The sequence below is a fragment of the Nocardioides pymetrozini genome (genome assembly GCF_046058985.1).
Lineage (GTDB): Bacteria > Actinomycetota > Actinomycetes > Propionibacteriales > Nocardioidaceae > Nocardioides.
In genome coordinates this window covers 208,710-232,272 of sequence record NZ_CP175556.1, presented here as the reverse complement: position 1 = coordinate 232,272, position 23,563 = coordinate 208,710, and the positions used below count along the sequence as shown (strand labels likewise).

General features: G+C 74.1%; 24 protein-coding genes. 10 read left to right on the top strand and 14 right to left on the bottom strand.

Translation table 11 applies throughout. The features are described 5' to 3' along the window. Nucleotides 1-25 precede the first annotated feature (25 nt). Entirely contained in the window at nt 26-1,519 is a 1,494-nt protein-coding gene (locus ACJ5H2_RS01115) for a methyltransferase (RefSeq protein ID WP_408897722.1), read from the bottom strand. 121 nt (nt 1,520-1,640) lie between these two features. On the opposite strand from ACJ5H2_RS01115, the gene ACJ5H2_RS01110 reads away from it, so the two are divergent. Beyond that, the gene (locus tag ACJ5H2_RS01110; protein ID WP_408897721.1) at nt 1,641-2,006 is read left to right on the top strand and encodes a YciI family protein; all 366 of its coding nucleotides are present in this window, start codon (nt 1,641-1,643) and stop codon (nt 2,004-2,006) included. A 27-nt stretch (nt 2,007-2,033) separates the two neighbouring features. Here ACJ5H2_RS01110 and ACJ5H2_RS01105 read toward each other — a convergent pair whose 3' ends face one another. From ACJ5H2_RS01105 to ACJ5H2_RS01095, 3 genes are all read right to left on the bottom strand, one after another. Next, on the bottom strand, nt 2,034-2,819 hold the full coding sequence (locus ACJ5H2_RS01105) for a M14 family zinc carboxypeptidase (RefSeq protein ID WP_408897720.1): 786 nt from the start codon (nt 2,817-2,819) through the stop codon (nt 2,034-2,036). A 14-nt stretch (nt 2,820-2,833) separates the two neighbouring features. Then, nucleotides 2,834-5,146 (bottom strand): sodium-translocating pyrophosphatase, encoded by a 2,313-nt coding sequence (locus tag ACJ5H2_RS01100; protein WP_408897719.1) that lies wholly within the window; start codon nt 5,144-5,146, stop codon nt 2,834-2,836. A gap of 261 nt (nt 5,147-5,407) precedes the next feature. Then, the gene (locus tag ACJ5H2_RS01095) at nt 5,408-5,740 is read right to left on the bottom strand and encodes an STAS domain-containing protein (protein ID WP_408897718.1); all 333 of its coding nucleotides are present in this window, start codon (nt 5,738-5,740) and stop codon (nt 5,408-5,410) included. Between the two features lie 132 nt (nt 5,741-5,872). Between ACJ5H2_RS01095 and ACJ5H2_RS01090 the strand changes: the two genes are divergently transcribed. Beyond that, nucleotides 5,873-8,248, top strand: a complete 2,376-nt coding sequence (locus tag ACJ5H2_RS01090) for a DEAD/DEAH box helicase (RefSeq protein ID WP_408897717.1) — start codon at nt 5,873-5,875, stop codon at nt 8,246-8,248. A 10-nt stretch (nt 8,249-8,258) separates the two neighbouring features. Further along, on the top strand, nt 8,259-8,579 hold the full coding sequence (locus ACJ5H2_RS01085; RefSeq protein ID WP_408897716.1) for a hypothetical protein: 321 nt from the start codon (nt 8,259-8,261) through the stop codon (nt 8,577-8,579). A gap of 33 nt (nt 8,580-8,612) precedes the next feature. Here ACJ5H2_RS01085 and ACJ5H2_RS01080 read toward each other — a convergent pair whose 3' ends face one another. The 7 genes from ACJ5H2_RS01080 to ssd form a co-directional block, all read right to left on the bottom strand. Beyond that, nucleotides 8,613-8,990, bottom strand: a complete 378-nt coding sequence (locus tag ACJ5H2_RS01080; protein WP_408897715.1) for an Rv3654c family TadE-like protein — start codon at nt 8,988-8,990, stop codon at nt 8,613-8,615. Beyond that, on the bottom strand, nt 8,987-9,385 hold the full coding sequence (locus ACJ5H2_RS01075) for a TadE family type IV pilus minor pilin (RefSeq protein WP_408897714.1): 399 nt from the start codon (nt 9,383-9,385) through the stop codon (nt 8,987-8,989). Before ACJ5H2_RS01075 ends, ACJ5H2_RS01080 begins: the two co-directional genes overlap by 4 nt. Next, nucleotides 9,357-9,560 (bottom strand): DUF4244 domain-containing protein, encoded by a 204-nt coding sequence (locus ACJ5H2_RS01070; RefSeq protein ID WP_408897713.1) that lies wholly within the window; start codon nt 9,558-9,560, stop codon nt 9,357-9,359. The genes ACJ5H2_RS01075 and ACJ5H2_RS01070 overlap by 29 nt, the downstream gene beginning before the upstream one ends. A 167-nt stretch (nt 9,561-9,727) precedes the next feature. Then, the gene (locus tag ACJ5H2_RS01065; RefSeq protein ID WP_408897712.1) at nt 9,728-10,333 is read right to left on the bottom strand and encodes a type II secretion system F family protein; all 606 of its coding nucleotides are present in this window, start codon (nt 10,331-10,333) and stop codon (nt 9,728-9,730) included. 115 nt (nt 10,334-10,448) lie between these two features. Next, on the bottom strand, nt 10,449-11,261 hold the full coding sequence (locus tag ACJ5H2_RS01060; protein ID WP_408897711.1) for a type II secretion system F family protein: 813 nt from the start codon (nt 11,259-11,261) through the stop codon (nt 10,449-10,451). Beyond that, nucleotides 11,261-12,433: a TadA family conjugal transfer-associated ATPase gene (locus tag ACJ5H2_RS01055; protein ID WP_408897710.1), complete on the bottom strand. Its 1,173-nt coding sequence runs from the start codon at nt 12,431-12,433 to the stop codon at nt 11,261-11,263. Before ACJ5H2_RS01055 ends, ACJ5H2_RS01060 begins: the two co-directional genes overlap by 1 nt. Then, nucleotides 12,430-13,521, bottom strand: coding sequence for a septum site-determining protein Ssd (ssd, locus tag ACJ5H2_RS01050; RefSeq protein ID WP_408897709.1), 1,092 nt, complete (start codon nt 13,519-13,521; stop codon nt 12,430-12,432). Before ssd ends, ACJ5H2_RS01055 begins: the two co-directional genes overlap by 4 nt. A gap of 141 nt (nt 13,522-13,662) precedes the next feature. Between ssd and ACJ5H2_RS01045 the strand changes: the two genes are divergently transcribed. Next, complete coding sequence (locus ACJ5H2_RS01045) at nt 13,663-14,472, top strand: HAD family hydrolase (RefSeq protein WP_408897708.1); 810 nt, start codon at nt 13,663-13,665, stop codon at nt 14,470-14,472. Between the two features lie 421 nt (nt 14,473-14,893). On the opposite strand, the gene ACJ5H2_RS01040 is transcribed toward ACJ5H2_RS01045, so the two are convergent. Continuing rightward, nucleotides 14,894-15,622: an oxidoreductase gene (locus tag ACJ5H2_RS01040; RefSeq protein WP_408897707.1), complete on the bottom strand. Its 729-nt coding sequence runs from the start codon at nt 15,620-15,622 to the stop codon at nt 14,894-14,896. 69 nt (nt 15,623-15,691) lie between these two features. Between ACJ5H2_RS01040 and ACJ5H2_RS01035 the strand changes: the two genes are divergently transcribed. From ACJ5H2_RS01035 to ACJ5H2_RS01015, 5 genes are all read left to right on the top strand, one after another. Next, the gene (locus ACJ5H2_RS01035) at nt 15,692-16,603 is read left to right on the top strand and encodes a class I SAM-dependent methyltransferase (RefSeq protein WP_408897706.1); all 912 of its coding nucleotides are present in this window, start codon (nt 15,692-15,694) and stop codon (nt 16,601-16,603) included. A gap of 113 nt (nt 16,604-16,716) precedes the next feature. Further along, nucleotides 16,717-17,838, top strand: coding sequence for a sensor histidine kinase (locus ACJ5H2_RS01030; RefSeq protein WP_408897705.1), 1,122 nt, complete (start codon nt 16,717-16,719; stop codon nt 17,836-17,838). Further along, the gene (locus ACJ5H2_RS01025) at nt 17,835-18,587 is read left to right on the top strand and encodes a LytR/AlgR family response regulator transcription factor (RefSeq protein WP_408897704.1); all 753 of its coding nucleotides are present in this window, start codon (nt 17,835-17,837) and stop codon (nt 18,585-18,587) included. Before ACJ5H2_RS01030 ends, ACJ5H2_RS01025 begins: the two co-directional genes overlap by 4 nt. Nucleotides 18,588-18,598: 11 nt before the next feature. Beyond that, nucleotides 18,599-19,009 carry a hypothetical protein gene (locus ACJ5H2_RS01020; RefSeq protein WP_408897703.1) on the top strand — a complete coding sequence of 137 codons (411 nt, stop codon included), beginning with the start codon at nt 18,599-18,601 and terminating at the stop codon, nt 19,007-19,009. Beyond that, nucleotides 19,009-20,508 carry a cation acetate symporter gene (locus tag ACJ5H2_RS01015; RefSeq protein WP_408897702.1) on the top strand — a complete coding sequence of 500 codons (1,500 nt, stop codon included), beginning with the start codon at nt 19,009-19,011 and terminating at the stop codon, nt 20,506-20,508. Before ACJ5H2_RS01020 ends, ACJ5H2_RS01015 begins: the two co-directional genes overlap by 1 nt. 76 nt (nt 20,509-20,584) lie before the next feature. On the opposite strand, the gene ACJ5H2_RS01010 is transcribed toward ACJ5H2_RS01015, so the two are convergent. Further along, complete coding sequence (locus ACJ5H2_RS01010; protein ID WP_408897701.1) at nt 20,585-21,823, bottom strand: MFS transporter; 1,239 nt, start codon at nt 21,821-21,823, stop codon at nt 20,585-20,587. A 130-nt stretch (nt 21,824-21,953) separates the two neighbouring features. On the opposite strand from ACJ5H2_RS01010, the gene ACJ5H2_RS01005 reads away from it, so the two are divergent. Beyond that, entirely contained in the window at nt 21,954-22,403 is a 450-nt protein-coding gene (locus tag ACJ5H2_RS01005) for a MarR family winged helix-turn-helix transcriptional regulator (protein ID WP_408897700.1), read from the top strand. Here ACJ5H2_RS01005 and ACJ5H2_RS01000 read toward each other — a convergent pair. Beyond that, the gene (locus ACJ5H2_RS01000; protein ID WP_408897699.1) at nt 22,387-23,556 is read right to left on the bottom strand and encodes a calcium-binding protein; all 1,170 of its coding nucleotides are present in this window, start codon (nt 23,554-23,556) and stop codon (nt 22,387-22,389) included. The two genes, ACJ5H2_RS01005 and ACJ5H2_RS01000, sit on opposite strands and share 17 nt — an antisense overlap. Nucleotides 23,557-23,563: the final 7 nt, after the last annotated feature.

Below are 23,563 nucleotides of genomic sequence, written 5' to 3'. Positions count from 1 at the left end.
CGGCGTCCGGACCGGCCGACCCCGGTCAGCCGGCGGGTGCGAGGAAGCCCTCGGCCACCAGCTCGGCGAGCTCGGGCAGGTAGACCTCCCGCAGGCTGGCGGGATCCCGCTCGAGGAGCTGTCCGACGGCGTCGACGAGCGGGCCGACCGGCAGCTCGCCGTCGCAGGCGCCGGCGACGGCCGCGGTGACCGTGTCGACCTTGCGGGCACGCCGGAAGCCGCGCTGCTGGCGCAGCACGATGCTCGCGGGGTCCTCCGCGCCGGCCGGGCCGGTCGTCTCCTGGACGACGTCCTCACGGAGCACCAGACGGGTGTCGGCGTCCAGCGCCCGCGCGGCGGCCGCGGCGTCGGCCCAGTCCGCGATCGCCGGCGCGATCGGCTGCTCGACGTCGTAGGGCCACTCGAGGAGGTCACGGGCCACTGCTCCGGGCACGGCGCCCTCGCGGCGGCGCAGGTTGATCCACCCGAACCCGATGCCGCCGACGTCCTGCTGCTCGAGCCAGGAGAGCCAGGTGTCGTAGCGCTGCGCGTAGGCCGCCGGGTCGCCACCGGTCGCGGGGTGATGACCGGAGTCCTTGAGCCACAGCTCGACGTACGACGCGGGGTCGAGCACCTCGCGCTGGACCACCAGCGCGTCGCACTCCGCGGGCAGCCAGCCCGCCAGCCGCTCGTCCCAGGGCGTCCCGCGGTCGATCACCCAGTTGGCGAGCACCTGACACCAGCCGCCATCGGTGAGATGGTCGGGCGCCGCCCGCACGATGTGCTCGACCACCTGGTCGCCGGGCAGGCCGGAGTCGCGGTAGACCAGCCGCTCCCCGGTCGCGGGCGAGATGACGAAGGGCGGGTTGGTCGCGATCAGGTCGAAGCGCTCACCGGCCACCGGCGCGAAGAACGAGCCGTCGCGGACCTCGACCCGGTCGTCGACGTCGTTGAGGGCGGCGTTGAAGCGGGCGATCGCCAGCGCCCGCTGGTTGACGTCGGTCGCGACGACGCGGTCGCTGTGCGTCGCCAGGTGCAGCGCCTGGACGCCGCACCCGGTGCCGAGGTCGAGAGCGCTGTCCACGTCGCGGCGCAGGGTCAGCTGGGCCAGGCTGGACGAGGCCGGGCTGATGCCGAGAACGTAGTCCCCGGTGACCGAGGTCGCGGCGCCGTCCAGGCCCGGCGTGAGGTCGCTGACCACCCACAGGTCGCCCGCCTCCGAGGCGTAGGGCCGCACGTCGAGGCGGGCGGCGACCTCGCCGACACTCCGTGCGAGTGCGCCCGCGTTGGCCAGCCGGTCGACCAGGCCGGGCAGCGCCCGCTCGGCGTCGGCGACCGGGACGGCCGTCTGCAGGAGGAAGAGCCGGACCAGGGTCGCCAGCGGTCCTCCGTCCGTCGTACGACGGCGCCCGGGCGTCGTCTCGTTGCGGGAGAGCGCCTGGTGCGCCTCCGGACCGAGCAGGTCGCTGACCGCGTCGTAGGTGAAGTCGGCGGCGAGCAGGGCGTCGCGCAGCGGGGCGGCGAGGGCGGTGGGCAGCACGGGCCCATTGTCGTACCCGGGTCGTCCTCGGGTCGGCGGGGCCGGATGTCGTATCCGTGTGGTGTCGTTCGTGGAGAGGGCAGGAGGCGGTCACCGAGGCCGCCGCAACGGAGGAGACGACATGACGACGTACCTGATGTCCGTGCACGGCCCGGTCGAGGTGACCGACGAGTTCTTCGGCTACGGCTCGAGGGAGGAGATGGAGCAGTCCTTCGCCGACACCGGTGCCTTCAACGAGCAGCTGAAGGCCGACGGCTACTGGGTCTTCGCCGGCGGACTCGCCCCCGCCACCACGGCGACCGTGGTCGACGGGCAGGGGGAGGCGCCGGTGCTGAGCGACGGGCCGTACCTGGAGACCAAGGAGGCGATCGCGGGGTTCTGGGTGATCGACGTCCCCGACCTCGACGTCGCGCTGCGCCTGGCGGCCGAGGCGTCGCGGGCCTGCCGGGGCACCGTCGAGGTGCGCCCGTTCGACGGTCTCGCCTGAGCCGGCGCCGGCCGGTGCCGGCTGGGGTCAGCGGACGCGGGCCGCGCGCGCGATGCCGCGGCCCGCGACCCGGGTGCGGTAGCGGTGGCTGGTGCGCGCGCCGTACTCGACCGTGACGGCGGCGCCGTGGTCGCCGAGCGTGGTGTCGTACCACGCGGTCAGGGTCGGCGAGTCCGTCCCCGCGGGGTTGCCGACGCCGAGGTGACGTCGCGGCAGGTCGAGCTCGCGGGCCAGCCGCCGCTCCCACCGCCCGTGGCCACCTCGGCCGATGGCGCGCAGCGGCTGGTGGATCGAGGCGATCAGGTCCGGCTTCACCTGGCGCAGGAAGTCGATCATCGCTCGGGTCTCCGGCTCGCTGGCCGGCCGTGGGCCGCCCCAGTACCGGGTCCCGCGGTGCGCTCCGGACCAGCCGCTGGTCGGCCAGTTGCGGTTGAGGTCGACGCCGCGCGCGTTCGTGCGGGTGCCGCGGGCGTTGCCGTCGGGGTTCATCGTCGGCACCACCCAGACCCCGGTGCCCGGTCGTGGCCGGACGTGGTCGCGGATCCACCGTGCCGTGGCGATGCCGTCCTTCTCGTCGCCGTGCATCTGGCCGATGACGAGCAGGACGTGCGGCGCGCCCTCCTCGCCCCGGTAGGACGCGCGGATCGCCCGGCCACGCGCGGACGTGCCGATCACGGTGGAGGTCTCGACGTACGGTCCGGCGGCCGTCGTACCGGCGACGGGAGCGGCGGATGCCCCCGGGCCGGGGCCGGTGACCGCCGCGCCGGCGACGACCAGGAGGGTCGCCGCCAGCGCGGCCAGGGTCCGGCGCATCCTCGACCCGCGCGTCAGACCGACTCGACGGCGGCGGGCTCCGGAGCGTCGTCGCCGATCGAGGAGACGCGCTGCTTGGAGACGTAGACGGCGGCGAAGATGCCGGCCGCCGCGGCCAGCGCGATGAGGATCCGGACGACGTCGTTCTCGCTCTCGCCGTACGAGAGGCTGACGACGGCGCCCACGATCAGCAGCGACACCAGGTTCATCACCTTGAGCAGCGGGTTGATCGACGGGCCGGCGGTGTCCTTGAACGGGTCGCCGACCGTGTCTCCGGTGACGGTGGCCGCATGCGCCTCCGAGCCCTTGCCACCGTGGTGGCCGTCCTCGACCAGCTTCTTGGCGTTGTCCCAGGCGCCTCCGGCGTTGGCGAGGAAGACCGCCATCAGGGTGCCCGTGGCGATCGCGCCGACCAGGAAGCCGGCCAGCGGTCCCACGCCGAGCCCGAAGCCGACCGCCACCGGCGCGAGGATCGCGAGGATCCCCGGAGTGGCCAGCTCGCGCAGCGAGTCGCGGGTGACGATGTCGACGACCCGGCCGTACTCCGGACGGGCGGTGCCCTCCATGATCCCGGGAATGTCGCGGAACTGCCGGCGCACCTCCATCACGACGGCGCCGGCGGCGCGGCCCACCGCGTTGATCGCCAGGCCCGAGAACAGGAAGACCGCGCAGGCGCCGAGCAGGGCCCCGACGATCAGCTTGGCGTCGTAGACCAGGAACTCCTGGTCGAGGAGGGCGCCGACCTCGGCGTACGCACTCTGGGTGTACGACGCGAACAGGGCGCTCGCCGCGAGCACGGCGGTCGCGATCGCGATGCCCTTGGTGATCGCCTTGGTCGTGTTGCCGACGGCGTCGAGCTCGGTGAGGATCTGCGCCCCGTCCTCGCTCACGTCGCCGGACATCTCCGCGATGCCCTGGGCGTTGTCGGAGACCGGGCCGAAGGTGTCCATCGCGACGATGACGCCGACGGTCGTGAGCAGACCGCAGCCGGCCAGCGCGACGGCGAACAGCGCGAGCCCCGTCGACCCGCCCGCCAGGAGCGCGGCGCCGAACACGGCACCGCCGATCACGATCGCGGTGTAGACCGCCGACTCGAAGCCGACCGAGAGTCCCGACAGGATGACCGTCGCGTGGCCGGTCAGGGAGGTCTTCGCGACGTCCTTGACCGGACGGTGCTCGGTGCCGGTGAAGTAGCCGGTCAGGGCCAGGATCGCGGCGGCGAGCACGATGCCGACCACGACGGCGCCGGCCGCGAACACCGGCGGCGACAGCTCGGCGGCGGCGCCGGAGCCGAGCTCGCCCCACTCGCTCGGGAGGTAGAGGAAGGCGGCGATCGCGCTCGCGACCGCGCCGACCGCGGCGGACATGTAGAACGCCCGGTTGATGGTCTTCAGGCCGCTCTCCCCCGCACGGGGCTTGGTGAGGTAGACGCCGGCGATCGCCGACAGCGCGCCGATGGCGGGGACGATCAGCGGGAAGACCAGACCCTTGTCGCCGAACGCCTGGGAGCCGAGGATCAGCGCGGCGACCAGGGTGACGGCGTACGACTCGAACAGGTCGGCGGCCATGCCGGCGCAGTCGCCGACGTTGTCGCCCACGTTGTCGGCGATGGTCGCGGCGTTGCGCGGGTCGTCCTCGGGGATGTTCTGCTCGACCTTGCCCACGAGGTCCGCGCCGACGTCGGCCGCCTTGGTGAAGATGCCGCCGCCGACGCGCATGAACATGGCGAGCAGGGCCGCGCCGAAGCCGAAGCCCTCGAGCACGTTGGGGGCCGCGCTCTGGAAGACGATCACGACGACACTCGCGCCCAGCAGGCCCAGGCCCACGGTGAACATGCCGACGAAGGCGCCCGTCCGGAAGCCGATGTTCATCGCCGGGTCACGGCCCTGCTCGTTGGCCGCGGCCGCGACGCGCAGGTTGGCGCGCACGGCGAGCGACATGCCGAGATAGCCCACCGCGCCGGAGAACGCGGCACCGACGAGGAAGAACACCGAGCGGAAGATCCGGACCGCCCACTCCGACTGGAGGCCGCCCGCATCGTCGGCGGTGTGGGCCGGAAGCGCGAGGAGGACGACGAACGCGATCGCGGCGAAGACCGTCAGCGTCTTGAACTGCCGGGTCAGGTAGGCGTTCGCCCCCTCCTGGACGGCCTGCGCGATCCGCTGCATGTTCGGGGTGCCCTCGCCGGCGCGGAGCACCTCCGATCTGAACAGCGCGGCCATGCCCAGGGAGCCGAGGGCGATCGCGGCCACGACCGCCACGAGGGCGAGATCGCCCCCGGTGACGTCGACATCGGCAACGAGCGGGACGACGAGGGAACGGGGCATACGACTGCCTCCTGCGGGGGTCCAGGGTCGGCCACGTGGGCCAGGTCTGAGATCGTGCCCGGAGTCTACGCAGAGTGTGGCGTAGAACACATGGAGGTTGTGACGCGCGTCACAGGTCGGGGGCGGCGTCTGCAGCTGTAACTACCTGTTCGTGTCACTGGCGTACCGGTCTACGGGTCAGGTAGTGACCTGGACAGGTAGTTACAGCTCTCGCGCCGAGCTGGTCGTCCCGCGCGGATCGGGCCGGACGAGTCAGGCGAGTCAGGCGAGTGCGGTCTCGGCCGAGTCGTGGATGACGAACACCTTGGCCAGTCCGGTGATCTTGAAGATCTTGAGCAGGCGGTCGGCATTGCAGACCAGCTCGAGGGAGCCGTCGTGCGCGCGGACCTTCTTCAGGCCGCCGACCAGGACACCGAGGCCCGTCGAGTCGAGGAACTCGACCGCCTGCATGTCGACGACGATGTGGTAGACACCGGCCGCGACGAGCTCGGTGATCGTGTCGCGCAGCTTCGGGGCGGTGTAGACGTCGATCTCGCCACCCACGGCAACGACGGTGCGCCCACCGACCTCGCGCGTCGACAGTGTCAGATTCACGACCCTCACCCCGGATAGCTCCTACGTCTGGTGGCACTTATCAAACCATGCCGGCGACGTCGGCGCCCAAGGAGCGGCCATGCCGGCGGTATGCCTCCCCGTCGTGTCGGGGGTCCGGGGGACAATCGGGGCATGACCGCGCAGCCCGATCTCGAGATCGCCCCCGGCGGGCGACGGGACCCGGACGCGCTCCTGGACCGCCTGGCCGCGCTGCCCTCCCGGGCCGACCGGCTGACCCACCGCGAGCACGTTCCGGCCCGAGCGGCCGCGACGGCGGCCTGGCCGGCCTGGGCGGACCCGGCGGTGGTCGCGGCGTACTCCGCCCGCGGTGTGGTCCAGCCGTGGGGCCACCAGGTGGCCGCCGCCGAGGCGGCCCACCGGGGTGAGCACGTGGTGCTGGCCACCGGTACGGCGTCGGGCAAGTCGCTGGCCTACCTGCTGCCCGCGCTCACCGACATCCGCGCCGCGCGCGGCCCGCGCGGGCAGCGGGGCGCGGCAGTGCTCTACCTCGCGCCGACCAAGGCGCTCGCCCACGACCAGTGGTCGGCGATCCGCGCGCTGGACCTCGACGTACGGGTGGCCACCCACGACGGCGACAGCACCGCCGAGGAGCGGGAGTGGACCCGCGACCACGCGGAGTACGTGCTGTCCAACCCCGACATGCTCCACCGCTCCCTGCTGCCGGCGCACGAGCGGTGGACCTCGTTCTTCCGTTCGCTGCGCTATGTCGTCATCGACGAGTGCCATCACTACCGCGGTGTCTTCGGCGCGCACGTCGCACAGATCGTGCGTCGGCTGCGCCGGATCTGCGCCTTCCACGGGGCCTCTCCGACCTTCGTGCTCGCCTCGGCGACCGTCGCGGACCCCGATGTCACCGCGCGCCGGATGACCGGGCTCGACGTGACGGCGGTGACCGAGGACGGCTCGCCCCGCGGGGCGCTCGCGCTCGGGCTGTGGGAGCCGCCGCTGACGCCGTACCAGGGGGAGAACGGCGCTCCCGTACGGCGCCCGGCGACCGCAGAGACCGCGGACCTGCTGGCCGACCTGGTCGTCGAGGACGTGCGAACGCTGGCGTTCGTGCGCTCGCGGCAGGGGGTCGAGACCGTCGCCCGGCGGGCAGGCGAGCTGGTCGCGGAGGTGGACTCCTCGTTGGTGGGGCGGGTCGACTCCTACCGCGGCGGCTACCTGCCCGAGGAGCGCCGTGCCCTTGAGCAGGACCTGCGCAGCGGCCGGCTGCTCGGCATGGCCGCCACCAACGCCCTCGAGCTGGGCATCGACATCAGTGGGCTGGACGCGGTGGTGGTGACCGGCTATCCCGGCACCCGGGCGGCCTTCTGGCAGCAGGTCGGCCGTGCGGGACGCGACGGCGGTGGCGCTCTCGGGCTGTTCGTCGCCCGGGACGACCCGCTGGACACCTACCTCGTCCACCACCCCGAGGCGCTGCTCGGCCGGCCCGTCGAGGGCACGGTGTTCGACACCGACAACCCCTACGTCCTGGGCCCCCATCTGTGCGCGGCGGCGCAGGAGGTGCCGGTGACGGTGGCCGACGGTCCCCTCTTCGGACCGCGGATGCGCGAGGTGCTCGGCTCGCTGGTCGAGCGCGGGCTTCTGCGGCGACGGGCGGCCGGTTGGTACTGGACCGACCGGAACCGGGCCTGCGACCTCGCGGACATCCGCTCGACCGGCGGCGCGCAGGTCCAGCTCGTCGAGTCGGGGACCGGACGCGTGGTCGGGACCGTCGACGGCGGCCGCGCCCACAGCACCGCCCACGAGGGCGCGGTCTACCTCCATCGGGGCGAGACCTGGCTCGTCGAGTCGCTCGACCTGGACGACCATGTCGCCACTCTGCGGCGGACCGACGTCGACCACACCACGACGGCTCGCGATGTCACCGACATCGAGATCGTCGAGGAGCGCGAGCACACCTCCTGGGGGCCGTGCCGCGTCTCCTTCGGCACCGTCGAGGTCACCAGCCGGGTCATCTCGTACCTGCGTCGCCGCACCCGCACCGGCGAGGTCATCGACGAGCGGCCACTCGACCTCCCGCCGCGGACCCTGTCGACCGCGGCCGTGTGGTGGACCGTGCCCGACACCGTCGTGGCCGACCTGTGCGTCACCGCCGGCCTCGGCGCCGCTGACCTGCCCGGCGCGGCGCACGCCGCCGAGCACTGCTCGATCGGCCTCCTCCCCCTCTTCGCGACCTGCGACCGTTGGGACATCGGTGGAGTCTCGACCGCCCGCCATCCCGACACCGACATGCTCACCGTCTTCGTCCACGACGGGCATCCCGGCGGGGCGGGCTTCGCCGAGCGGGGCTTCCACACCGCGGCGGCGTGGCTGCGCGCGACGCGCGCGACGATCGCCTCGTGCGAGTGCGCGACGGGCTGTCCGTCGTGCATCCAGTCACCGAAGTGCGGCAACGGCAACGACCCGCTCCACAAGGCGGGCGCGCTCGCGCTGCTCGACGCGCTGCTGCGGGAGGCGCCGGTGGCCCCCTCCGCGGGGTAGCCTGCCGTCCATGGTGATCCTCGGGCTGCTCCTCCTCATCATCGGCGTGCTCGGCATCCTGTCGGGCGTCTTCGGCAGCGACTACGACGTCGACGGCAAGGACCGTCGCACGACCGAGATCATCGGCATCAACGTCCAGCCGGAGGTGCTCTTCCTGCTCGGCGTGGCGTCGGGGCTCCTGATCCTGGCCGGCTTGTGGTTCATGAAGGCCGGCGCCAAGCAGGGCTGGCGGCGGCGCAAGGAGCAGAAGCGACTGACCGAGCTGTCCGAGAAGCTCGACCGGGTCGAGCACGACCGCCGCCGCAACGAGCTGTCCGACGACGAGGCCTGAGCCGGCCCGCCCGGCACCGGCCCAGGCGGCCCCTCACCCCGCCGGCGCGGGTCCGGCCCGAGCGGCCGCGGCCAGATCCTGGTCCTGACCGAGCCAGCGCGGTCCGGCGACGCGCACCTCGACGACGACCTCCCCTCCGTCCACGCGGCACGACCCCAGCCGGGCGCCGTTGGCCTCCGCGACCTGGGCGGCGACGACGCACGGAGCGCGGCCGGAGCCGTTCCCCGTGCCCGCGAGGGAGCCCGCCCCAGCGAGGGCGGACAGGTCCGCGGCGGCCTGCGCCCGGCGGTGCGCGACCACGAGAGCGCCGACCACGCCGGTCGCCGCGCCGACGAGCAGCAGCACACCGGCCATAGCCACGACCAGCAAGGTGGCCGCGCCGCGCTGGCCGCGCGGGTGCGCCCTCCTCACGAGGCGCCCGCCCCCGCCTCGGCGAGGGCGACCGCGCGGGCGTCGAGCGTCGCGCCGGGAAGGGCGCCCAGCAGGCCGCCCGGGCCGCTGAGCCGCCCCCGTGCCCGGACGACGACGCGCTGGCCCGAGTGGGAGACCGACAGCCGGACCCCCTCGGGGGCCACCTGCTCGCCCAGCGCCACGGCAGCGCCCGGGTCGTCTCCCCGCGCGACCGCCCGAGCGACCTCCCGGGCGGCGTCGACGGTCCGCACCTGCGCCACGGCGACGGCCGAGAGCCACACCAGACCGGCCGTCAGGGCCAGGAGCACGGGCAGGGCGAGCGCCAGCTCGGCCGTCACCGCGCCACGGTCGTCGCGCCCGCACGGCTCACCCGAGGCCGAGGAGGCTGAGGACATGGTCGAAGAGGGTCTTGATGAGCTTGTCACCGAAGCCGCCGCTGAGCAGCTTGTAGAGCAGGCCCGCGAAGCCGGCGCCGGCCGCCGTCGCGACGGCGTACTCCGCGGTAGTGACGCCGCGCTGGTCGGCGCGGTGCGGGCGGGCTCCGGTGGGCGAGGAGGTGCACAGTGCCACGGTTGTCTCCGTTCGTCAGCAGCCGCCCGATGCGGCTGTCGGTCCCCGATCGTGCGTGACCCGGCCGACCCGCGCGGGCTGGTCGAGCGCAGCCTGTGGACGACCCGGTTCCGGTGGGCGGCCTGGGGACGGCCGCGGTCGCCATCCGACACGGACGGGGCGCCTGCTCACTGTCCGGCCACGATGCTCCCGGCCAGCGAGACGGCCAGCGGGACGATGCCGAGCAACAGGAACGCCGGGAGCAGGCACAGCCCCAGCGGGACGGCCGCCCGGACGCCGACGGCCCGCGCCCGGTCCTCGACCTCGGCACGGGCCCGGTCGCCGAGCTCGTCGGCCAACCCCTCCACCGCGGCGACCACCGGCGCCCCGGTGCGGTGGGCCCGGGCCAGGGCGCGACCCAACGGTCCGAGCTCGGGGTCGACGGCGAGTCGCGCCCAGACCGCGGCCGGGTCCCCGCCGAGCCGCAGCCGCGCCGCGCTGGTGGACAGACGGGCCGCGGCGGCACCGGGCAGCGCCCGGCAGACCAGCTCGATCGCGACCGGCGGGGCCTGCCCGGACCGCAGGGCCGCGGCGAGCAGGGTGGCGACGTGCGGCAGGTCGCGGCGTACCTCCGCCCGCCCCTCCCGTTCGGCCCGCGGCTCGAGGCGAGCGGCACTCACGCCGACGACCGCCGCCGTGGCCAGGCCGATCGGTACGGCCAGCGGACCGCCCAGCACGACGGCGGCGCCGCTGCCGGCGAGCACCGCCCAGAGCAGCCGCCATCGACGAAGCAAGCCGTCATCCCCGCGTGCCGGCCGATCGACTGCGCCGGCAGGACGGTTGGCCAGACGCGGTGAGGGCGGGCGGAGCAGGACGGCCCCGACCACGAGCACCCCCACCAGCAGCGCCTCACCCATGGCGCTCGACGCTCCGGGCGAGCGCCTCGATCCAGGCCAGGCCCGCGTATCCGGACGCCAGCCCGCCCACGAGGCAGGCCAGCCCCACCGGATGGCCGAGGAGGAAGCGCAGGGGTTCCGCGCCCGCGCCTGCGGCCATCGCCAGGGCGAGCACCGGGAGCGCGGCCAGCAGGCGCGCCGTGGCGCGGGCCGAGGCGAGCTCCCCTGCGACGATCCGCCGTGTCCGCTCCGCCGCCCGGAGGTCGGCGGCGACGCGGTCGAGGGTGTCCGCGAGACCGTGACCGGTCCGGTGCGCGACCTGCCAGGCGGCGGCGACCACCCGGAGCGCGTCCGCTCCCGGCGTCGACGCCAGCGTGCGCAGCGCCAGCACGACGTCCCCGCCCGAGAGCGCGGCGCGGGCGGCGGGCGCGACCAACGGCCACTCGGTCGCGGCCCGGTCCAGCGCGCCGGCTGGTGTCTGACCGGCCCCGAGCTCGGCACTCAGACCGTCGCAGAGGTCGACGACCCGTCGGCGCACCTGCGCTGCCGCCCGTCGCCGACCGCGCTCCGCGATCGCACGGACCACCGCGGCGCCGAGGCCGAGACCGACGAGGGGCAGCACCACGCCCGGTAGCGACCCGCGCGCCAGAACCGCGGCCAGGGCTGCCGCGCCCACGGTGCCCGCGATGCGCCAGCGAGGGCGCGCTGCGCGCGTCCCGTCGCCGGCCCGGGGCAGTCGTGACCGCGGCCGTGCCGACAGGAGCACGGACGCCGAGACGACGGCGGCCACGAGCCCCGCGGTGCCTGAGACGTCGCCCGCCGCCATCACGCACCCCCTCCGTCCAGGAGCTGGAGCAGTCGCTGGGCGCCCGGGCCGCGGGTCGCCGTACCGGACGCGTCGAAGGCGACCGCCAGCTCGGTCCGCGCGAGCCCGTCGGCGCCACGCGCCAGCACCGCGATCTCACCGAGGCGCCGGCGACCGGTGGTGCGGTCGCGCCGCACGTGGAGGACGGCGTCGAGGCCGGCGGCGAGCTGGCTGTGCGCGGCCTCCCGGCCGAGGCCGGCGCCGAGGGCGAGCGCCTCGACTCGGGCGGGGACGTCGCCCGCGGAGTTCGCGTGGAGGGTGCCGCAGCCTCCCTCGTGGCCGGTGTTCATCGCCGCGAGGAGGTCCACGACCGCGGCATCGCGGACCTCACCGACGACGAGTCGGTCAGGGCGCATCCGCAGCGCCTGGCGGACGAGGTCGCGCAGGACCACCGCCCCGGCGCCCTCGAGGTTCGCCGGCCGCGCCTCGAGCCCGACGACCTGAGGATGAGCGGGACGCAGCTCCGCCGCGTCCTCGACCACCACGATCCGCTCGCGCGGATCCACTGCACCGAGCAGGGCGGACAGCAGCGTGGTCTTCCCACCACCGGTGCCGCCCGTGACGAGGAACGCCAGTCGCGCCTCCACCAGCCGACGGACGAGCTCCAGGCCCGCGTCGCTCAGCGTTCCCGCCGCGTGCAGCGCGGTGAGGTCGAGCCCACCACGGCGCGGCACCCGCAGCGAGATCGCCGTCCCCGGCTGGGCGAGGGGGGCGAGCAGAGCGTGGCACCGGGTCCCGTCGGGCAGCCGCACGTCGGCCCAGGGCGCGGCGTCGTCCAGCCTGCGTCCGCCGCTGGCGACGAGCCGCTGAGCGAGGCGACGGCAGGCCTCCTCGGAGGACAGCACGACGTCGGTCTCCTCGACGCCGGCGCCGCGGTCGATCCGCACCGGTCCCGGGCCGTTGACCAGCACGTCGGTGACACCCGGCAGAGCGAGCAGCGGCTCGAGCGGGCCTGCTCCGATCACGTCGCGGCGCAGCGCCTCGTAGACCGCGAGGACCGTGGCGTCGCCGACCGGGCGCCCCGCCGCGCGCAACGCATCGGCCACCCGGTGGGGGCTGAGCTCGCCCGGGGTCCGGGTCAGCCGGGTGCGGACCTCCTCGACCAGACCGGAGAGGTCGGACTGCGGCGTCATGCCGCCTCCTGCACGGCGCGACTCTCCAGCACTCGCGCGGCGGCGCGGGCGAGCGGACCGCGCGTCGAGCGCAGCGGGCCGAAGCCGAGGTCGACGGCCTCCCCCAGCCCGCGCTGGTCGCGCATCTGGACGCGGACGGGCAGTCCCACCGCCCGCGCCACGTCGTCGGCCGAGAAGGCGTCGCCGCGCAGCACGACCGCGGGGTCGGCGTGCTCGGCGAAGCGTGCCCGCATCCGGGCCGCGCCGGCCACGCCCACGACGCTGCCGACGGTGACGACCAGCAGCTCGTCGCAACGAGCGGCCACCTCGTCGACGAGGGCGTCCGGGGAGCGCGGCAGGTCGACGACCACGACCCGGTGCCCGCGGCGCGCCGCGGACAGGGCCTCGCGGACCGCGAACGCCTGCAGGCTCTGCGGCCGGCCGTCGACGTACCAGGACAGGACCCCGAGACTCCCGCGCCGGGGCAGCGCCTCGCGCAGTGAGCGCGCCGAGAGCCGGCCGGTCGTCTGGCACAGCGCGTCCCAGCGGAAGCCCTCGCACCGCTCGAGACCGAGCATGCGGTCCAGTCCGGGCCCCTGGGGATCGCAGTCGACGACGGCGGCGTCGCCGGACCGCGCCGCCCACTGCCCGAGCGCGCAGGCGAAGGTCGTCGCGCCGGCACCTCCCGTTCCGCCGATCACCCCGATCACGCGCGCCCGGTCGGACCGGTGCTCGGTGAGGTCGGCGAGCAGCTCGACCAGCCACTCGGACGAGGAGGACAGGTGCACCACGCTCTCGGCTCCGAGGTCGAGCGCGGTGCGGTAGAGCTGGTCGGGCGGGCGCGCGGTGCACACGACGTAGGTGCGCGGTCGGGTCTCGGGGGCGAGCCTGGCCATGGTCGCGGCGACGTCGGCGCCGACCAGGACGACCGGCGCGCGGCTCCAGGTGGCCAGGGCGCTCAGCGGGTCGCGGGCGATGGCCGGCGCGACGTCGGCGGCGGCGGCGAGCGGCAGCAGCTCGGCCAGCAGGTCGTCATCGGCGGTCACCACCAGGGCGGGCACGTCGGCGGAGCGAGCGTGCGGGGGACGGGGTTCTCGGTTTCGGGTCATGGCGACCTTCTCGCCCTCCGCCGACCGGACCACGCTCGGCCACTGACGGCCTGTGGAGGCGCGTCGACGGCGAGCTCCCTGTGGACGACGCACGGCGGGTGAGGAGACCTCTGGGACGCGAGTGCTCCCTAAGATGGCCGCATGGCCTCCGCGGGTACGCCGCCCACAGCCGCGTTCTTCGACCTCGACAAGACGATCATCGCCAAGTCGAGCGTGCTGGCCTTCAGCAAGCCCTTCCAGGCCGGCGGCCTCATCTCCCGGCGAGCCGTGCTCCGCTCGGCCTACGCCCAGTTCGTCTTCATGGTCGGCGGCGCCGACCACGACCAGGTCGAGAAGATGCGGCAGTTCATGTCGCAGCTGACGGCCGGATGGGACGTCGCCACGGTCCGCGAGATCGTCGCCGACACCCTGCACAACGTCGTCGACCCCCTCGTGTACGACGAGGCCGTGCGTCTCATCGACGAGCACCACGCCGCCGGACGCGACGTCGTCATCGTCTCCACCTCGGGCAGCGAGGTGGTCGAGCCGATCGGTGCGCTCCTCGGTGCCGACCGGGTGATCGCCACCCGTCTCAAGGTCGAGGACGGGCGCTACACCGGCGACATCGAGTACTACGCCTACGCCGAGGAGAAGGCGAGCGCGATCCGTGCCCTGGCCAAGAGCGTCGGCTACGACCTCGGCGCGTCCTACGGCTACTCCGACTCCGTGACCGACGTCCCCATGCTCGAGGCGGTCGGCCACCCGCACGCCGTCAACCCGGACAAGGAGCTGCGCAAGATCGCGGCCTCCCGCGGTTGGCCGGTGCTCGTCTTCAACCGCCCGGTCGCGCTGCGGTCGCGGCTGCACCTGCCGCCGCCGAAGCCGACCCTCGCGGCGCTCGCCGTCGGCGGTGTCGTCGCCGTCGGCGCCGCGGTGTGGATCGGCGCCCGGCGGCGCGCACTCAGCGCCTGACCCGGTTGCCCGGTCCTGACCGGCCCCCTCCCCCAACCGGCCAGCGTTCCCCGGTCCCGCGCAAAAGACAACCCTTGAAGGTGCCCGGTCGGCGGCGTACAAAGGACATCAAGAACTCAAGAGCAACACGTGATCCAGGTACCCACGCGGCGATCTACCCTTCTGAATTGGGCGCTTGCATTCCGGAACACATCCGGAGCAGCTGTTGATGGTGCACGCTTGGTAGCCACGGTTCACGTGTCAGCGGTGGCACCCGAGACACTCGATGGCTCGGGTGCCACCTGCATGTCGGGCCGAGCGTGACGAGGACCGAGGACGCTCGCGGCTGGCTGATCAGGCTGCTGCAGCTGTAACTACCTGTTCGTGTCACTGGCGTACCGGTCTACGGGTCCGGTAGTGACACGAACAGGTAGTTACAGCTCTACTCGGCCTCGCGCACCAGCGGGCTCGCCTCGGCGGCGGCGGACCATGCCTCCACGGCGTACAGCAGCCACGCGTGCATGCCGGCGCGGCCGCCGTGCGCCCAGCCACGCAGGTTGGACTCGTACTCGGCGCGCAGCGCCAGGTGTGCCGCCTCCGGTACGACGAGCGACTTCTCGTCCACGCCCCGTGCCGCGGCGACGAGCCGCTCCGCGGCGCGGGCCACGATCCCGTTGTGGGAGCCGAAGGGCGCGGCGGTGACCAGCTCGGCGTGGACGACCGCGGCGACGGCGAGCGCCGGAGCCTCGGTCGGCGCCGTGAGCAGCTCGGCGATGCCGCGCAGGCGAGAGGCGGACTCGCCGTCGCGGGGCCGGCCGAGCAGCTCGTCGGGAAGGCTGCCGCGCGCCGCGACGGTGTGCATCCGGGCCAGGGCCTGCAGCGGCTGGCGGCGCAAGACGGGGATGAGGGCGAGCAGCTCGGTGGCGAGCCGGACGGCGTCGGCGGCGATCTCGTCGCCTGCGCCGGCGCGCACCTCCCCCAGGGAGGATCCCGATCCCTCCAGTACCGCGCTCGCATGCGCGCCGCGGAGCAGGGACTCGGCGGTGAGCTCCGGGCTGGTCCGCCGCAGGCCGCGGTCGCGGAGCACCACGTCGATGCCGTCCCGCGCGGCGGCGAAGCCGGACGGGACGCCTTCGAGGGAGATCAGCCAGGCGTGCGGGTCGGAGGTCACCCGGCAACGTTACCGACGTCCTCGCGTGGCTCCGCGATCCGGAGGCGCTCCCGCCGTACCCTCGGCGAGATGGCTACCGACTCCACTCCCGACGCCCCCGGCCTCTGCTTCGGCAGCGCGGCCGAGGCCTACGACCGCGGCCGCCCGGGCTACCCGCGCGAGGCCGTTGCGTGGCTGACCGGCGAGGACCCACTGACGGTCCTCGAGCTGGGAGCCGGCACCGGCAAGCTCACCGAGCATCTCGTCGCGCTCGGTCACGACGTGCACGCCACCGACCCCGACCCGCGGATGCTCGACCGACTCGGCAGCCGGCTGCCCGAGCTGCGCGTCTCGCAGACCGCGGCGGAGGAGATCCCCGCTGCGGACGGGACCTACGACCTCGTCGTCGCGGCCGATGCCGACGCGTGGTTCGACAGCGAGCGGGCGTTGCCCGAGATCGCCCGCGTCCTCAAGCGCGGCGGCACCTTCGCCATCGTGCGCAACCTGCGCGACGAGCGCATCCCGTGGGTCCGGCGCCTCGGGGGCCTGATCGGCCACCACGCGACCGGCCGGGGGATCGGCGACGCGGTCGAGTCCTCGCCGTACTTCGGGCCGGCGGAGGACGCCTCCTTCAAGCACTGGCAGGTCATCGACCGCTCGTCGGTGCAGGACCTGGCCCGCTCGCTGCCCGAGGTCGCGGTCCTCGACCGCACCGGGCAGGAGTCGAAGGTGCGCGAGGTGCTGGCGTTCTACGACGACTTCGGTCGTGGCATGGATGGCATGCAGCTGCCGTGGGTCAGCGAGTGCTTCCGCGCGGTGGTCGGCATCCAGCCCAAGACGATCCGCCAGGATCAGGTCCCGGCGGGTACGGCGAGCGCCGAGCCCGTCGCGGAGGAGAGTCCCGAGCACGACGGCGAGGCCACCGTCCCGGTCGCGCTCGCCCCGGCCGTCGAGCCGCCGGCGGACGACGACTCCGGGATGCTGCTCATCGACTTCCGCTGACGGCCCGCCTACGGCGTACCGTCCACCTCGCGCCCCCACAACGCACACCTCGCGGCCCCACAACGCACACGTCGCGCCCCCACAAGGCACACCTCGTGCGCTTTGATGAGTCCGTGGGCAGTGGACGGTGGTGGCGACGGGACCACCTGGGCAGCGATGCCGACCGGGCGGCCTTCCGCGCCCTGCACCAGGCGTCGCTGGCGGCGCCGGCGCTGCGCGAGGGACTGACGACCGCGAGCGCGGAGCGGGCGATCCGCCACCTGAGGGCGCTGCTGGGCACGCCCGCGCTGGCGATCACCGACACCGAGTCGGTGCTGGCGTGGGAGGGGACGGGCGGCCACCATCTCGACCAGGCCGCGGTGGTGGGGCTGCTGGCGATCGAGAAGGGCAGCACCCGCACGGTCGACCGCGCCCAGCTGGGCTGCACGGTCGGCGGCTGCCCGGTCCGCACCGGAGTCGTCAGCCCGCTCGTCGTCGAGGGCCGGGTGCTCGGCACGGTGCAGGCGTTCGCGACGGCCACCACCGCCGGCCTCGTCCGCGCCACCGAGGAGGTCGCCGAGTGGGTCTCCGGACAGCTGGAGCTGGCCGAGCTCGACGCCCACCGCAACCGGATGATCGAGGCGGAGGTGCGGGCGCTGCGGGCTCAGATCAGCCCCCACTTCGTGTACAACTCGCTCAACGCGATCGCCAGCTTCGTGCGCACCGACCCCGACCGGGCCCGGGAGCTGCTGCTGGAGTTCGCCGACTTCACCCGCTACTCCTTCCGCCGGCACGGGGAGTACACGACGCTCGCCGAGGAGCTGCGCTCGATCGAGCGCTACCTGCTGCTCGAGCAGGCGCGCTTCGGCGACCGGCTCCAGGTGACGCTGAACATCGCCCCGGAGGTGCTGCCGGTGGTCGTCCCCTTCCTGTGCATCCAGCCGCTGGTCGAGAACGCCGTACGGCATGGGCTCGAGAGCGTCGAGCAGGCCGGGCATCTGACGATCGTCGCTCACGACCGCGGCCACGAGGCGGTTCTGGAGGTCGAGGACAACGGCGTCGGCGAGGACCCCGAGACCGTCCGCCGAGCACTCGCGGGCGACGCCGAGCTCGACTCGGTCGGCCTCGGCAACGTGGACGCCCGGCTGCGCGCCACCTTCGGCGACGACTACGGTCTGGTCGTGGAGACCGCACCGGGGGCCGGGACCAAGGTGGTCGTGCGGGTGCCGAAGTTCGCGCCGGGAGTGACCGCATGAGCACCCCACCCGGCGGCCTGCGTGTCCTCGTCGTCGACGACGAGCGCCCGGCGCTGGACGAGCTGACCTACCTGCTGGACGCCGACGCCCGCGTGGGCGAGGTGGTCGCCTGCCAGTCGGCGACCGAGGGCCTGCGGATCCTGCGCGAGCGGGAGGTCGACTGCGTCTTCCTCGACATCCAGATGCCGGGGCTCAGCGGCCTGGAGCTGGCCGAGGTCCTGGGCCGGTTCAAGCAGCCGCCGCCGGTGGTCTTCGTGACCGCCCACGAGCAGCACGCCGTGGACGCCTTCGACCTGCGCGCGGTCGACTACGTGCTCAAGCCGGTGCGGCCCGAGCGCCTGGCCGAGGCGGTACGCCGCGTGCTCGGCGGCACCAGCGCCCCCGCGCCCGCACCGGACAGCCAGATCGCCGTCGAGCGCGGAGGCGTGACCCGGTTCGTCGACCGGGCGGACATCACCCACGTCGAGGCGCAGGGCGACTACGCCCGACTCCACACCGCCGGCGGCGACGCCTACCTGGTGCGCGTCCCCCTCACCACGCTGGAGGAGGAGTGGGCGAGTGCGGGCTTCCACCGCATCCACCGCTCGCTGCTCGTCGCCCTGGCCCACGTCACCGAGGTCCGCAGCGACGCCGGCCGCACCTCGGTCGTCGTCGCGGGCACCTCGGGCGAGGTCGAGCTCCCCGTCAGCCGGCGCCACACCCGCGCCCTGCGCGACGTCCTGGTCCGCCGGGCCCGCGCGGGCGGCTGAGAGGAGCGCGCATGACCGAGCGGGTGCGGGTGACCGGGCCGCCACGGCAGGCAACGGCGGGCCGCGCGGCGAGCCGGCTCGGGGACGTCCACGACCAGACCCCGCTCGGGGATGTGTACCTGCGCTCGCTGCTGCGCGCCCAGCTCGGCCTGGCCGCACGCGTGCTCGTGCTGCTCGCGGTCACGCTCGGCTCGCTCCCCCTCGCCTTCCGCCTGGCGCCCGCGCTGGTCGAGGTCGACCCCTTCGGGATCCCGTTGCCGTGGCTGCTCCTGGGCGTGCTGGTGCATCCGCTCCTGCTCCTGCTCGCCTGGCGCTACGTACGCCGGGCCGAGCGCAACGAGCGGGTGTTCGCCGACCTCGTCCGCGACCGACCCGACGACCCGAACGCGCCCGTGCACCGCCGCGCCGAGGACGGCGCCTGATGGAGCGCTCGGACGTCCCCGGACTGGTCGCGGTCGTCCTGGTGACCCTCGCGACGCTCGCCATCGGCACCTGGGGGCTGCGCTTCTCCCGCACCACGAGCGACTTCTTCGTCGCCTCGCGCACGGTCCGGCCGGGCCTGAACGCGTCGGCGATCGGCGGGGAGTACCTCTCGGCCGCGTCCTTCCTCGGCATCGCCGGGCTGCTGCTGGTCGGCGGCGCGGACATGCTCTGGTACCCGGTCGGCTGGACCGCCGGCTATCTCGTCCTGCTGGTGCTGGTCGCCGCCCCGCTGCGCCGCTCCGGGGCGTACACGCTGCCCGACTTCGCCGAGGCGCGCCTGGGCTCGCGTACGGTCCGGGCGGCCTGCTCGCTGCTGGTGGTCGGCATCGGCTGGCTCTACCTGATCCCGCAGTTCGAGGGCGCCGGCATCACCCTGCGCTCGGCGATCGGCGCGCCGGAGTGGGCCGGCTCCCTCGTCGTCGCGGCCGTGGTGCTCGCCAACGTGACCTCCGGCGGGATGAGGTCGGTGACCTTCGTGCAGGCCTTCCAGTACTGGCTGAAGCTGACCGCGCTCCTGGTCCCGGCGGCGGTGCTCGTCGCGGTGTGGTGGGGTGACGGCCGTCCCGCCGGCAGCGTGGGCGGTGACGGCTGGTCGACGCCGGTGGCCGGCGACGGCGGCGCCGGTCTCTACACGACGTACTCCCTCATCGCCGCGCTCTTCCTCGGCACGATGGGTCTGCCGCACGTCGTCGTGCGCTTCTACACCAACCCCGACGGCCGCGCGGCCCGTCGTACGACGGTCGTGGTGCTCGCGCTGCTCGGCCTGTTCTACCTGTGGCCGCCGGTGTACGCCGCCCTCGGCCGCGTGTACGGCGAGCAGCTGGTCGCCGAGGGCCGCTCGGACGTGCTCGTCCTCGAGCTGCCGCGGGCCATGCTCGACGGTGTCGGCGGTGACCTGCTGACCGGGCTGGTCACGGCCGGGGCGTTCGCAGCCTTCCTCTCGACGTCGTCCGGGCTGGCGATCGCCGTGTCCGGCGTCATCACCCAGGACGTCGTGAACCGCTTCGTCGGTGAGCAGCGCGGCGTCACGGCGTTCCGGCTCGCGGCGATGGTCGCCGTCGTGATCCCCGTGGTGGCGGCCCTGCTGGTGCACGACGTCGGCGTCGCCCAGTCGGTCGGGCTCGCCTTCGCCGTCGCCGCGTCGACCTTCTGCCCGCTGCTGGTGCTCGGCATCTGGTGGCGCCGGCTCACCGACACCGGCGCCCTGGCCGGGCTCGTCGCGGGCGGGCTCGGTGCGGGCGGCGCGGCGATCGCCACCCTCGCCGGCTACTCCCCCGGCGGCTGGGCCGGCGCCCTGCTCGCCCAGCCGGCAGCCTGGAGCGTGCCCGTCGCCGGGATCGTGATGGTCACCGTCTCGCTCGCGACCGCCGGACGGGAGCCCGCTCACGCGCGCCGGTTCCTGGTGCGGCTGCACACGCCGGAGTCGCTGGGGCGGTAGGGCGTGTCTGGGGTTGCCGCCGTTGCGGATTCACCACGGGATGGAGGCCACGCGTCACTCCTGTAGTGGAGCTCCGCTACAGAAGTGCGGACTCGCCTACATCCCGTGGTGAATCCGACCCCGCGCCACCCACCGCACCCCCGACCCCGGCCGCCGGGCGGAACTCGCCACCGGGCGCCTTCGCGGCGACGACCAGCACGACCAGGCCGAGCGCGGTGATCGCGGCCCCCGCCCACAGCGGTGAGGTGTAGCCGAGGCCGGCCGCGAGCGTGACGCCGCCGAGCCAGGCGCCGAGCGCGTTGCCCACGTTGAAGGCGGCGATGTTGGCGCCCGAGGCGAGGGTGGGTGCGGCGCTGGCGTAGTGCATGACCCGCATCTGCAGGCCGGGCACGGTCGCGAAGCCGACTCCGCCCATGAGCAGCAGCGCGAGGACCGTCAGGGGCTTGCTGGCCGCGCTGAGCGCGAAGGCGGCGAGCACGACGGTGAGGGCGGCCAGTACGACGAGGAGCGTGCGGACCAGGTCGCGGTCGGCGGCGCGGCCGCCCCAGACGTTGCCCGCGAACAGGCCGACTCCGAAGAGGACCAGCAGCCACGGCACGGCGCCGGCCGCGAAGTCGCTCACCTCGGTGAGGGTGAACGCGATGTAGGTGAAGCCCCCGAACATGCCGCCGTACCCGAGGACCGTGACGACGATGGACAGCCAGACCTGAGGACTGCGGAAGGCGGCCAGCTCGGAGCGGACGCTCGCCGTGGCGTTCGCCGCGGCGCCGCGGGCGGCCGGCACCAGGGCGGCGATCCCGGCGAACGCGAGGACGCCGATGACGGTGATCGCCCAGAAGGTCGAGCGCCAGCCAGCGGCCTGGCCGAGGAAGGTTCCCAGTGGAACGCCGAGGACGTTGGCGAGGGTGAGGCCACCGAACATGAAGGCGATGGCGCTGGCCTTGCGCTCGGGCGCGACCAGCTGGGCGGCGACGACGGAGCCGATGCCGAAGAAGGCCCCGTGGCACAGGGCCGCGACGACGCGGCCGGTCATCATCACGCCGTACGTCGGGGCGAGGGCGGAGATGAGGTTGCCGAGGACGAACAGCACCATCAGGCCGAGCAGGGCGCTCTTGCGCGGCACCCGGGTCAGGGCGAGGGTCACCGCGATGGCGCCGACGGCGACGCTGAGGGCGTAGCCGGAGATGAGATAGCCGGCGGTGGTCTCGGAGACGGCGAAGTCGTCGGCGACCTCGGGCAGCAGGCCCATGATCACGAACTCGGTGAGGCCGATCCCGAAGCCGCCGATGGCGAGGGCGAGGAGTGCGACAGGCATGGAGTCTTCCTGGGTGCATGAGTAGATAGTCGGCGCGTGCAGTAGTTGCACACGCGTTGTATCGATAGTTGCACACGCGGCCTACCCGCGCAACTCAGGTATGCTGGAGGCGTCCGACGAGGAGGAACCCATGGGCATCGCCGACGACGCGGTCGAGATCCGCACCCAGGGCTGGCGCACGCTCGCGGCGCTGCACGGCCTGATCGAGACCGCGCTGGAGAAGGCGCTGCAGCGCGAGCACGAGCTGTCGGTCGTCGAGTTCACCGTGCTCGACGCACTGAGCCGCCAGGACGGCTGGCACATGCGCATGCAGCAGCTGGCCCGCGCGGCGGCGCTCTCCGCGTCCGCCACGACCCGGCTCGTGACCCGGCTCGAGAACCGCGGCCTGCTCACGCGCATCCTCTGCGCCGACGACCGGCGCGGGATCTACACCGAGCTCACCCCCGCCGGCCGGGCGCTGCTGGAGCGGGCCCGCCCGCTGCACGACGAGATCCTGCGTACGACGCTGGACGAGGCCGGCGAGGTCCCCGAGCTCGCCAGCCTCGTCCGCTTCGTCGGGACGGTCAGTCCAGTGGGGTGATCACCCACGAGGCGTCGATGTCCTCGTAGGTCCCGTCCTCGTGCCAGCTGCCCGTGATCTCGCGCCGACTGCGGTCCCACGGCACGGTCTCCGGGCCGCCCTCGGTCGCGGCCCAGGCCTGGAAGCCCTGCTCGCCGGTGTACCCACCACCGCCGGTGCAGCTCTTCGTGTACGTGCCGTCGCCGCCGGCGACGACGTCGAGCCAGTAGAGGCTCTGGGCCGGGACCAGGCCGAGGTCGCCGGTGAAGTCGCGGTGGAGCGTGCCCTGGTGGGACCAGGTGCATCCGTCGGCAGCCCCCTGGACCGAGAACGTCCCCGTCACCGACTCCTCGCGCCAGAACGACGTGGTGGCCGGGTCGCCGGCGCGCACCAGGACCATCTGGAGCGACCAGGTGCGCGTCTCCCGGTCGGTCTTCTCGACCGCGCTGACCTTGGCCAGCCAGCGCTGCGGGAGCTCGTCGCCCTGGCAGGACTGCTTCACCTCCGCGGTGCAGATGTCCGGGTCCGTCGGGGAGTTGCCGGGCCCGCCCGGCGCGCCGCCGTGGCAGTTGTCGCGCCCGGGACCGCCGTCGCAGGTGTCGACGCCGAACCCACCGTTGAGCTGCACGTCGTCGCCGCCGCCCGCCGAGATCCGGTCGTTGCCGTCGCCGCCGTTGAGCTGGTCGGCGTCGGCGCCGCCGTACAGCGCGTCGTCGCCGGCCTCGCCGTTGACCAGGGTCAGCGGCCACGAGGTCTTCAGCAGGTCGTTGCCCTCGCCGCCGAAGAGTGCCTGGCCCGGCGCACCGGTCGTCATCGAGTCGTCGCCCGCGTCGCCGTACCCCATGCCGCCGTTGCCGGGCCCCAGCGCGATCAGGTCGTTGCCGGCGCCGCCGTGCACGTAGTCCTGGCCCGCGCCGCCGTCGATGGTGTCCTTGCCGCCGTCGCCGCAGATGACGTCGTTGCCGCCCAGGCCCTTGATCCTGTCGTTGCCGCCCCGCGCCACGATCACGTCGCGCTTCTTCGTGCCCTTGATCTTGTCGGCCTTGTTGGTGCCGACGATGGTCGCCTTGTTGCCGCCGCAGCGCGGCTTGGCCGCCTCGGCGCTCGACGTGATGCCGATGCTCGTCGGCAGCGCGAGCGCCAGGGCGAGGAGGGGGAGGAGTCTTCTGCTCATGGGTCCA